Annotated in this window: 1 protein-coding gene; it reads right to left on the bottom strand. The window is 51.5% G+C overall.

Annotation, left to right across the window (positions count from 1 at the left end; genetic code table 11):
- Positions 1-524 (bottom strand): Ig-like domain-containing protein (locus tag I6F65_RS21615; RefSeq protein WP_231613274.1); only part of this gene is annotated, 524 nt, incomplete at both ends.

Raw genomic sequence — 524 nt, 5'->3', positions numbered from 1 at the left:
GCTAATGCGTCGGGAACCCCGACACTAAAACTGCCATCTGCGAGGGTTTCGGTGGTGATTGTTTGCACCGCATTATTGGCATCAGTGACGGTAAGCGTCACGGTTGTGCCCGCACCTTCGCCCGCAACTGAGCCGGTAATTAATGGGGTGGTATCGTTGCTATCACCTAATAAGTCGATGGTGATCACCGGCACTTCAGTATCAACAGTGCCAGTGGTTGAAACCGTATTGGTATTGCCTGCAGCATCAACAACGGTTATTTCAAGGGTGTAATCCCCTTCGGCTAATGCGTCGGTAACCCCGACACTAAAACTGCCATCTGCGAGGGTTTCGGTGGTGATTGTTTGCACGGCATTACTAGCATCAATGACGGTGAGCGTCACGGTTGTGCCTGCACCTTCGCCCGCAACTGAGCCGGTAATTAATGGGGTGGTATCGTTACTATCGCCTAATAAGTCGATGGTGATCACCGGCACTTCAGTATCAACAGTGCCAGTGGTTGAAACCGTATTGGTATTGCCTGC

It is taken from the genome of Pseudoalteromonas sp. SWXJZ94C, assembly GCF_015864385.1.
Taxonomy (GTDB): domain Bacteria; phylum Pseudomonadota; class Gammaproteobacteria; order Enterobacterales; family Alteromonadaceae; genus Pseudoalteromonas.
The sequence above is the reverse complement of the archived record's forward strand: the minus strand, read 5'-3'. Positions and strand labels throughout refer to the sequence as shown.